We start from the raw sequence: 9,919 nt of genomic DNA, 5'->3' as shown, positions 1-9,919 counted from the left end.
TGACGGCGTAAACCTCGCCGTCGCCCCAATCCGGTTGGTAGTTCTCGGCATCGCAGAACGCGATCCAGGCATTCAGCGCCGCCGTGTTGTTGCTGGCCGAGGGGGACGCGCCGAAAGCCTGGGGGGGTACACTGCCCGCCGCCGGACGAAACCCCGCCGGGGCGAAACCGCTGATCGCCGGGGCCGCGCTGTCCTTGATGAGCACTCGCGCGCTGCCCTTGCCGCTATCGCCGACCGTGACAAGCGCACCATCCGTCAAGGCCAGACCCTTGGTCACAGCAGTCGTCAGGGTGGTGATTGTGGCAAAGTGCTGGGGCGGCGTGAAGCCCGCCGAAACGCCAAGGCTCTGCACATCGATCGCCCCGCCCCGCGCCGCGTTTTCGGCGGTGATCGCGGCCTGCACATCGGCAGGCACAAGGCTGTCGTTAAGGTTCAGGAGCGCCAAATTCGGCGGCAGGTCAGCGGCAACGAAATCCGTCCAGATGACGCCCGGCGCGTTCTGGATGCGCAGCGTTTCCATGGCCCGCGACAGATCGCCCGCCACCACCCGGCCTTTGAGCGGATGGTTGGCAAGATACAGCCCCTTGAGCGCGGCCAGAGGATTCAGCACCACGGCCCGGATCGTACCTTCGCCAGACGCGGGCGCAGAGGTAAACGATGGTGACTGATCCCGCATGGCATCGGTTGGATACCAGATCACCACCGTGGACGGATCAGCGGCGCTGTGCGACAGGGTGGCGCTCCCCGCTGCCGAAACGATCTCGGAAAGCACCCCGTTAACCTCGAACACCACCGGCAGATCACTGGCAGGTGTCAGGACCGTCAGCGATTGCGTGTAAGTCGAACTGTCGTCAAGCGAGAGGGTCAGCAGCCGGGTATAGGGGCGCTCCTTCCAGATCAGCTGCCCGGTGGCATCGGCAGCACGGTAGATCGATGCCGATGTGACGCCGGCCGATTTGCCAAGGTAGATGTCGGCGCTGCGATAGCCCAATTCCTGCAAGCTGGCGCCGCTGAAATGCACCTGCTGCCCCACGTCCATACCGGTCGAGGTCAACCCCCAGGATGAAGCGAGATAGACGCGCGGGAATTTCCCGCTGTCGATCACCTTGGCCCATTCCTCGTTGGCGCGGTAGGCGGTCCCGCCGCTCGCTTGGTCGAGGATTTCCGTCGCGACAAAGACCATGTCGGGACCGGCCCAAGATGCGCCCTGCGCGCCCGTGATCAGGTCGGGGTAGCGGGTCTGTGACAGGCTGTAGAGCGGCGCGAGGTCGTATTCGTTTTCACCCTGCGACCACCCGAACATGTCAACGTGGTCTTTGCCCCAGAGGATGCCAGACCCCGCCGTCAGCGCCTCGCCCACCTTGTCGTCAAGCGCCGTCCAGTTGGCGCCCGGAACCGATGGCAGCCAAGTGGCGATTCCCGAACCCGGTACCGCATGCAGGATCATCGCAACCGGTCGGCCAGTGGCAACAGAAAGCCGGTGCGCTTGGTGAAAGTCGATGCTGTTGACGGTCGGAACAGAGGTGTTGAACGGTTCAGAGCCAAGCGCGGCCTCCACCCACGCCGTGCCATTCCATGCCCAGACCTCGCCCGCGCCGGTCTTGCTGCCGCTGGTGGCGTTGTCGTTCCCCTTGCGGTTGGACTGCCCCGCGCCAACCTGCACAACCCAATCGGGTGACCACCATTGCCCGCCCGCCTGCACCTTGAATTGGCTGTGCACCGGCTCACTGGCGCGGGGCTTGTAGCCAGCCGCCGCAAGGCCGAGCGTCGACGCCAGAGAGCCTTGCAGGTCAGCCGCCCCGCCATCGTTGAGGTAGACCAGCAAGTCGGCCCCGGAGAACACCATGAAGATATCGCCGTCCGATGTACCGGCCAAGCCATCGGTGGTGTTCAGGAAGATCGGCGCGCCCGACGCGATGGCCGCAAGCCGCGCACGTTCCGCCGCCGCTTCCGCCTCGTCTGCCGCCGCCGATGCCCCGGCAATGTCGGCAAGCAATGCCTCGTATACGTCGCCCTCAAGGTTCACATTCCATGACGGCACCGATGGCACCGGGTTGTTCAGGAGAGAAACAAGCGTCTGCGATGCAGGGGCGGCAGGAACCTGGATATTCCCAAGCGGATATTGCACCACCCTGCCCGTCTGCGGATCGCGAACGGATGCGCGCACCACGTAGTAAGTGCCACGCAAGCCTTCCGTGTTCGGCCACAGTTCCGCCTCTGCGGGCAGTTCGCCGTTCTCAAGGACATAGGCGCGCACCACCGGCAGCACCACGTCAACGCCATCCGTATCGAACCCCGAGAGGCGGAATTCCACGTCAGCCGTCACTGGCACGATATCGTTGGGCAGCGGGCAACGGCCCGTGATGGTCACGGTTGGAATTGTCATGCAGACACCCCTTTAGACGGCGCTAACGCCGGTATTTCGCTTGATTGTTCGGTGGATCAGATCGCCGCAGCCGCGCGGAACATGTCGTCAATCTGCTCGTCGGTGTAGTCGCCCTTTAGGGCTTCGATAAATGGCGATGCCCGGTCGATCCGGGTTGCGTATTCCCAGACGATAGACGCCTCGGGGTCTGCGTCCGCGATGGCCTGCACCGCGCTCAACTCGCCAATCCGGTGCAGGTGCAGGCGCATTTGCGCGGGGCTGCAAGAGGCCCGCCCCCGCCACGCTGCCAGCGCTGCCGCCACGTCGAACGGCGCGGCCTCGCGGATCACCTTGGCCCCGCCTTCCCATGTCAGATGCTTCATGCGGATACATACTCCCTGCGGCGCAGAAGCCGGATTTTCCCGGCGGTCAGGTTGGCGGAAAACGCCGCGCGAAGGGATTTGACCTTGGGCGCAAAACTGATTTGGTAGACCGCATCGGCAGCATCGGCGAACACGTCAGGAACCAATACCTGCGCCAACTTGGGCGCACCGACCACACGCGGGAAACGCAGGTGGATCATCATTCCCACATTGCCGGAACCGGTTGACCGGGTGCCGCTGAAAAACGTGGTGCGGGTGTCGTCATCGGCATTCTGCGCCTGAAACGTCCATGTGGTGGATGGCGCGGTTTGAATGCCGACCCCTTCGAAAACCAGCATGTACTCATAGCCATCGGAAAACGTCGGGGTGTCGAACGTGGCCACGCCACCATCAACGGCGAAGTCATAGATCAGCCCGTCCTCACTGCCGCCAACCGCCGTCAGGTCATAGGGATGCCAGCCTGTGCGAGCCACCGGGGCGCTGTTCGCGCCCTCTGCGATGGCGACAGGCCGATCCGTCCAAGCCTTCCACAGTTCAGACGTACCGGGCGCGCCGGGGTCTGTCTGCGCCTCTGTGATATTTGCCCAATCAGTCATCAGATTGCCTCATATGGTCCGGTGCCATCGTCAAAGCGCAGCGTTGTTTCATCGACAGCCCAATTCCCCGCCAACCGTTGCGCTGGCGATGCGGCGTTGTAATTCGGCCAGTCGTTCGGCGTGGCGTACCCGAACCGGCCTTCATAGAGGTACGACTGCGCCACGATCTCAAATTCATGCCCACCGACTGTTTCGCGTCGGGAAATGACCTGCAGAAGCTGCACGTCCGCCTTTCCGGTTTCATCTGCCGCCACGCGGGATTCGACCTGCAACACGTCAGTCAGACCGATGGCGTCGTCCTTGGCATCCAGGCGGATCGTGTAGCGGCGCGGCGGTGTTTTCATGCGGTTCAGCGTCCGCCGCCCGAACACGCGCACCGATCGATCATCGCCGTGGTTCAGCCAGCGCATGAAGATTTCAAGTTTTCGGGTGTCGCCGTAGGCTTCGGGCTGCTTTGACAACAGATCGACCAGATAGCGCTGCCGGGCGTAGTTCTCCGGTCTCTTATAGTCGCTCATGGGGTCAACGATCACGCTGTAAAACTGCACTTCTGTCACGCGGTCATCGTCGCGGTCTTCGATTTCGATGGCCTTGATCGCGCTGTCGTCAGTGAGGGTAAAGACCGTGTCACCATCGGTTGGGCGGATCATCTTGAAGCCGATTTCCTGCGCCACATCATCCCACCAGATGCTCGCCCCCAGCACTGCCAGTTCCCCGATCAGCCCCGAGACACCCTCAGGCTTGGGAATGTCCACCGACAGAACAAGGTTCGCCGCCCATCGGTCTGCCTCGGCTGTCCACTTGGCGGTTGGCACGAACGCCGAGTCGATCCCCGCATAGTCCACCAGAAGTTCCCGGATCACGGCGTCAATGCGCTTGCGGTCGATGCTGTAGGAAAGCTGAAATGCATCGTCAAAATCATGCGCCGCTGCCTCGGTCCCGCGAACGCCCCGCCCAGTCAGCGTCACCGCATCGCCCGTGCGCTCAAAGGTCACCAGTTCCGAGCCGATTGCCGCCGTGCCAGTGGCGGGATACTCACTGTCTCCGATCCCCGCCGGGGCCAAGGTCAACGCCGTTGCATCTGCCGTGATCGCCTCGAACAGAACGCCCTGGCTTGACCTCGGGGCCACCGCCTTCTTGTTCTTGGCAAGGTTCAGGATATCCTCACCCTTGATGGTGGCCGATCCCCGTTCATCCAGCGCCATTTCGGTGATGACAAAGTGCCGGGTTTTCGTGATCGTCAGGGTGCTGCCGTCAACATAGCCCTGCACATGGCGCACGGGGCGCCCGGAATAGTAGGGCCAGCGCGCGCGCAGCTTGGTCCAGAATGTGCCGCGATCCTCGGGATTGTAGCCCGGTTCATCCGTCTGCGCGGTGCCGTCGATCCGGCCAGCCTGATACTTGTCGAAGAACCGGTCGTGATAGGCGAAGTCACGCGCGCGGATCGTGATTGTACCACGTCGACCAAGGGCTGACAGCTTGTCGTCGGTGCCGCCGATATTGACGGTTGATGTGGTGGCCGAAACGCTGTCGAGGCAGGGAAACATGTCCATCCCCGGCGCGATGTAAGATTGCGGCGTTGCCAACCGAAGGGTCTTGACGCCCTTCGCGAAGTTCTCCTGGTCCTGACAGTGCTTGAACATGTTGTAGCACTTGCGCACCCCCGTATCGCCCAGCACCGCGTTACAGGCGCCTGCGCCATAGGTCAGGTCGCAATAGTCCATGTCGATTTCGACGTATTCGAAAGGCTCACGCAACATGGAATGCCACTGGCATTTGCAGGCTCACGTACTGCCCGGACTCGATGTAGCGCGGGCGCAACTCGCCGCTGCGATCCGGTCGCCAGCAATAGGCGAGGTCATTCGGCACCGCCCCCGGCGCACCGGCAAAGAAAAACGGCTTGGCGTCGTCATAGTGCCGCACGAATTCAGCCGCCTGCGCCTCGAACCATTCCCGCTCCAGCGACCCGAACGATACGCTGGTTTCGCCCCCGCGCCGAATGATCCGCTGCCCGAGAAATTGCCCGCCAAGGGTATCGCCGCCCAGAACCTCGACCGTTCGGCCCCAGTTCGTCGGGGTGTAGTCGCCAACGATCCCCCGGTCGAACACCAGACGCTTTCCCAACTGCATGACACCGATCAAGGGTGCCGTGCCGCCGCTGAACCTGACGCGCCACTGCGCAGCCTTGACCGCCGGCCAAACCGCCATGATCGGCTCATCGCTTTCCGGGGTGAAAGACGCCGCCTCAAGCCACGAACCGTCGAGATATTCGACTGTGACGGTGTTCCCGTTTGCCGCCAGAGTGTGCGCCGCAAGGCCAAGGCAGTCGATATATTCCGCCGCGCCAAGGGTGACGCTCGCCGTGGCAGGGACCGCGCCGGGCGCCCATGCGTCATAGGTGTTCCCGTCGATGGCGTTTGGCCCGGTCGCCGCCCCCGCGCTATAGGTCACGGTCCCCTCGGAAAAGGCGTTGCGATACAGCACATGGGGCCTGTTCAGCGCGGCGGGAAAATCCTCGATATGGATCATCGCGCGAACACCAATTCACGGCCCTGGCCAATCTGTTCTTGGAAATCGCTAAACAAGTCCTCGGCCATTTCCCGCATCCATCTCGGGGCGCCGGGCATGTCGATGATGATGGTCTGCGACTGCTGCGGCTCTTGCGATGTGGTCGCGCTGATCGCGCCGCCGGACGCTGAACCGCCGCCGCTCGCTACGTTGGCAGCTTGGGCAAGGCCAGTGGCAGCGATTAGCCCGACCTGAGCCGCGCCGTAGGCCTTCACAGATGCCGCTGCCGCATAACCCTGCGGCGTCGGCCCGTAGATCTGCAAAGCCTTGATCGCGCCCGCTGCCGTGCTCTGGACCGCCTGCGCGATGGCCATGCCCTTACTGAGTGCGATCTGCGCGATTGCTGCGCCCTTGGACTTGCTCGCAAGGACGCTCAAAAGCCCTCCAGCAGCATCGAAAACCGCCTGCCGGGCCTGTATCTCAACCTGCGCCCCTTGATCCGCGATTTCACCCTTGCGGCGGTGATACTCGGTTTCAAGCGCCAGCATCGCCTCTTTGTGTTCTTCCTCGCCTAGCAGCTTGCGCGCCCGGTGATCGTTCAGCAGTTCTTCGCTTTCGGCATACCAGACTTCCAGCGTTTCCTGTTCCGTTTGCAGGGACTGGATCAGGGATTGCAGGTTCTGCTCATAGGGGTCGGCACCGCCCCCGCCACCGCCGCCGCGACCGCCCCGCGCACGGGCTGGCTTGAGGGTTGAATACACGCCACCAAAGCTGCCGAAGCTGTCGAGAATGCCGCCCGGTTCATTCAAAGCGCGGCCCGTCTCCCCATTGCGCGATGCGTTAAGGGCAGCGTCAGGACCACCGTTCGTAGCCTTCGCCAGCGCGCCATCGTCCGTCACGCCCCGGATGGCCCGCGCAACGCCCAGAGCCACCCCCAGAGCATCAGCAAGGCTATAGGCGTCATCGACGGCGCCACGGATGCCAGAACCCACGTCCAGATCGGCTAGGCGGTTTGCAGGCTCTTCGGCATCTTCCATGGCCTTCTGCAACCGTGCGGCTTCCAGTTCGGCCTCGGCCACGCGCTGCGCCACCGCCTGCAATTCCGGGGGGATATTCTGCACCGTGCCATAGGTCGCCAATAGCACCTGGTTTAGAGCGCGCGCGGCTTGCACGGTCTTTTCGGGACCAGTCGCAGATCCTAGCCGGTCCAGCCCGTCGATCAGGTTGTTCGCTTGGTTTAGCGTTAGGCCGAACGACTCCTGCAACTGGCCCAAGATGACTTGATATTCCACGTTGTCAGGCCCGAAGTCGTCAAACGCTGCTTGCAGATATCCTGTCATTGTCCGCAGCCGGTCAATGTCGATTGTCTCGACCGCCACCCTCAAGCCGTCCAGCGCCTTCACCAGTGCAATCTCTTGCAGGATGCGCAGGGTTTCCCGCATTTCCTCGGTCTGCCCGGCGAACTCATCGCGCAAGTCGGCGGTGGATGACCGCGCCTGATCCACCCAATCTCGGTAGTTCCGAACGGCGCCAGACAGGTCATCGAAGGCTTCGGTCTGGTCAATCGCGGCATCTTTCCCGCCGATCAGTCCGAGAACCAGCGGCCCGAGCGCACCGGCAGCGATACCAGCGGCGATACCAATGCCGCCGAACCCCAGCAACAGGTCAGGCAACTGGATCGAAAGAGCCTGCATGTAGTTGCCGGTGACAGAACCCTGCTGCGCCACCTGGTTCAGTTGCAGCCCGAGGTTGCGCATACCCCCAGCGGCCACGCCGGATGACTTGCCAAGCTGTGCTGTCTGCTGCCCGGCGCGCCCCATCTGTGCGCCCATATCAGACGACGAGGATTTCAGTTTCTTCGATGCAGCGTCGGCCTTGATGGTGCTTTCCGTCAGTTCATCAAGCGCGGCTTCACCGGCCAGAACCTGCGCCGTTTCAATCTCATAGCCAAGGGAAACAATGTCTGGCATGATGCCTCGCTAAGTTGAGACGCAAAGGAAAACGAATGCGCGCATTGGTTGTCATTTTTCTGCTGACCGTGACCCCGGCAGGCGCGCAGCTTCGAAACGCCGCCGAACTTCATGCCGACGCCACCAAGCAATATGTCGAGGCTCTTGCCAAAGACGATAAATGCAGCGCTTCGCAACGATCTGACGAGATAGAAGATATTGCCGCCCGATCCGCAGATTGGATGGCTCCGGGCTTCGTGAATTGGGTCACCGGAAAGCGTTCGGAGATAGAGGACCGCCAGAAGCGGCGTTTGGGCCTCATCTACAGAGCGGAATTTTCACTCTATGAGTGCACCGGCATCGGGAAACTTCACAACCGAACTCTGCTGTCGGTAACGAAACACGCCCTTGAAAGCGTGTTCACGATGCGGTGGGATAACTAGCGCCCCTTGCTGGCCTTCCTGCGTTCCTCGTTGAAGCCGATTTCCTCGGCCAAGGTGGCGAGAAACTGCGCGTCCATGGCCTCGATCACCGGCACTTCAATGGTTGCGATCCGCTTTCCGTGCATCCGCAACCATTCATGGATCACGCCCGGCTGAACCCGGCTTCGCTCGACACGATACGCGCTGACCTTCCAGAAGATCGACCACAGGGCAACGCCATCAGGCGGGACAACCAGATCAGGCACAGGATGCCCGGCCATGGCGTTTCGGTCTGCCCTCGTGTGGCCGTTGTGGTCTCTTGTGTGATACCTGACTTCATGCCTGACGGCAGCGCATAGGTCCGCCGTCAGTTGTTGGTAAAATTTCCGATCTTGCCTGTCGCTTCGACAACCTGGACGACGATCCATTTGGCACTCGGGTGACGCAAGACGCGCAAGACGGCTTCGGGGCTATACTCCGGGGCGCCCTTGCCCTCCTCGAATTCCTGATCGCCCCAATCCCAGCCGCAGACACATGCCGCGATGGTTTCGAGTTGGCGATCCCACGCCGTCGATCCGCCGCTTTCGCCCAGGACAGCGGTTGCGCGGCCACGGTCGCCAACCTCGGTTGCGGCTTGGCAGTCGATGTGGCGCACCATGAAGGTCACGCCAATCTCCTTGCGAGTATCGGGGCGCTTCAGCTTGAGGGGAAATTCCCGCTCATACTGGACCAGATCAGCAATCGCCATCAGGCACCCGCCGTCGCAGCGACTTCAATTGGGAATTGCTCGGTCATGCCCAGGTTGAACGTCTTGCGCACGAATTCCTCGCCGCCGCCGCCGTTGGGGCCGCCGCCGCCGATCACTGCACGGGCGTAGAACGTGGTGCCAGTGCCGGTTTCGTTCAGCGCGTCGTCAAGCACGTACTTGATAGCATAGACGCTCCTTGTCCGCGCCGCCGTGACAAGGTTGGTGTGGCCCATGACGCCTGTTTTCAGGCCGATCACGAGGGTGCTGTCGTCAATCGAACGATAGCCCTTCTGCTTTTCGGCAATGTCGCTGGACAGGTAGTTTTCCGTCAGCATGTTGTCGGTGATCTGGAACGATGGCGCTTCAACCACATTCGGCACCTCGACCCATGTCAGGCCCTCGAACTCCGACTGGTCCAGAATGTCTGGTTGGGGGGTCGTGCAAAGATAGAACTTCCCGTTCTGGTGGGTTACAGCCATATCGGCCTCCTTTTTTGCATGGTGAAAGGCCCGCCGGGGCGGGTGGATCGTCGGCCTGTCCGGGCCTTAGATTTGCTGGTCAGACGCTATGCGCAGCGTCATGTCGCGCCGGAAATAGCCGCCATCAGGGCGCCCGTTGTCGGCGGTCGGGGTTTGCAGGCAGTAGGCGACAAATGCCCCGCCGCTGGTGATCTTGGTGTTCCATTTGAACGCCTGCGCGATATCCCGCAGGATGGCATCGCCAGTCGCCGTGAACGAACCCGGCTGGACCATCAGCGAAACCTGCGGGCGAAACTCGAACCGCTCTTCGCCGTCAATCGTGATCGGGCGCCCCACGGTCGGGCCATCATCCCAGATCAGGAACGGCGGCTGCACCCGGATTTCCTCGTTCGGCCAGACGATAGACGGCAGGCCGGTGATAGCGGCCATATGGGCGCGAACGGCAACCATGACGGCGGGGTTGCTCATG

Annotated in this window: 11 protein-coding genes; 1 reads left to right on the top strand and 10 read right to left on the bottom strand. The window is 62.3% G+C overall.

Going from position 1 to position 9,919, the window contains the following annotated elements; translation table 11 throughout:
- The 6 genes from H7828_RS07350 to H7828_RS07325 form a co-directional block, all read right to left on the bottom strand.
- Window positions 1-2,386 (bottom strand): sialate O-acetylesterase (locus H7828_RS07350; protein WP_226780354.1); only part of this gene is annotated, 2,386 nt, incomplete at its 3' end.
- A 56-nt stretch (window positions 2,387-2,442) separates the two neighbouring features.
- On the bottom strand, window positions 2,443-2,748 hold the full coding sequence (locus H7828_RS07345; RefSeq protein WP_226780353.1) for a hypothetical protein: 306 nt from the start codon (window positions 2,746-2,748) through the stop codon (window positions 2,443-2,445).
- The gene (locus H7828_RS07340; protein ID WP_226780352.1) at window positions 2,745-3,344 is read right to left on the bottom strand and encodes a hypothetical protein; all 600 of its coding nucleotides are present in this window, start codon (window positions 3,342-3,344) and stop codon (window positions 2,745-2,747) included. The genes H7828_RS07345 and H7828_RS07340 overlap by 4 nt, the downstream gene beginning before the upstream one ends.
- Window positions 3,344-5,104 (bottom strand): hypothetical protein, encoded by a 1,761-nt coding sequence (locus H7828_RS07335; RefSeq protein WP_226780351.1) that lies wholly within the window; start codon window positions 5,102-5,104, stop codon window positions 3,344-3,346. The genes H7828_RS07340 and H7828_RS07335 overlap by 1 nt, the downstream gene beginning before the upstream one ends.
- Window positions 5,094-5,873: a hypothetical protein gene (locus tag H7828_RS07330; RefSeq protein ID WP_226780350.1), complete on the bottom strand. Its 780-nt coding sequence runs from the start codon at window positions 5,871-5,873 to the stop codon at window positions 5,094-5,096. Before H7828_RS07330 ends, H7828_RS07335 begins: the two co-directional genes overlap by 11 nt.
- Window positions 5,870-7,822: a hypothetical protein gene (locus tag H7828_RS07325; protein WP_226780349.1), complete on the bottom strand. Its 1,953-nt coding sequence runs from the start codon at window positions 7,820-7,822 to the stop codon at window positions 5,870-5,872. Before H7828_RS07325 ends, H7828_RS07330 begins: the two co-directional genes overlap by 4 nt.
- A 35-nt stretch (window positions 7,823-7,857) precedes the next feature.
- Between H7828_RS07325 and H7828_RS07320 the strand changes: the two genes are divergently transcribed.
- Window positions 7,858-8,244 (top strand): hypothetical protein, encoded by a 387-nt coding sequence (locus tag H7828_RS07320; RefSeq protein WP_226780348.1) that lies wholly within the window; start codon window positions 7,858-7,860, stop codon window positions 8,242-8,244.
- On the opposite strand, the gene H7828_RS07315 is transcribed toward H7828_RS07320, so the two are convergent.
- From H7828_RS07315 to H7828_RS07300, 4 genes are all read right to left on the bottom strand, one after another.
- The gene (locus H7828_RS07315) at window positions 8,241-8,504 is read right to left on the bottom strand and encodes a hypothetical protein (protein WP_226780347.1); all 264 of its coding nucleotides are present in this window, start codon (window positions 8,502-8,504) and stop codon (window positions 8,241-8,243) included. The genes H7828_RS07320 and H7828_RS07315 overlap by 4 nt on opposite strands.
- An 86-nt stretch (window positions 8,505-8,590) precedes the next feature.
- Window positions 8,591-8,971, bottom strand: a complete 381-nt coding sequence (locus H7828_RS07310) for a hypothetical protein (protein WP_226780346.1) — start codon at window positions 8,969-8,971, stop codon at window positions 8,591-8,593.
- Window positions 8,971-9,450 (bottom strand): hypothetical protein, encoded by a 480-nt coding sequence (locus H7828_RS07305; RefSeq protein WP_226780345.1) that lies wholly within the window; start codon window positions 9,448-9,450, stop codon window positions 8,971-8,973. The genes H7828_RS07310 and H7828_RS07305 overlap by 1 nt, the downstream gene beginning before the upstream one ends.
- Window positions 9,451-9,516: 66 nt before the next feature.
- Window positions 9,517-9,918, bottom strand: coding sequence for a DUF4128 domain-containing protein (locus tag H7828_RS07300; RefSeq protein WP_226780344.1), 402 nt, complete (start codon window positions 9,916-9,918; stop codon window positions 9,517-9,519).
- Between the last annotated feature and the right edge of the window lies 1 nt (window position 9,919).

This window comes from Oceaniglobus trochenteri (assembly GCF_020529025.1).
GTDB classification, from domain to species: domain Bacteria; phylum Pseudomonadota; class Alphaproteobacteria; order Rhodobacterales; family Rhodobacteraceae; genus Oceaniglobus; species Oceaniglobus trochenteri.
This window is presented reverse-complemented; position numbering and strand designations above follow the sequence as displayed.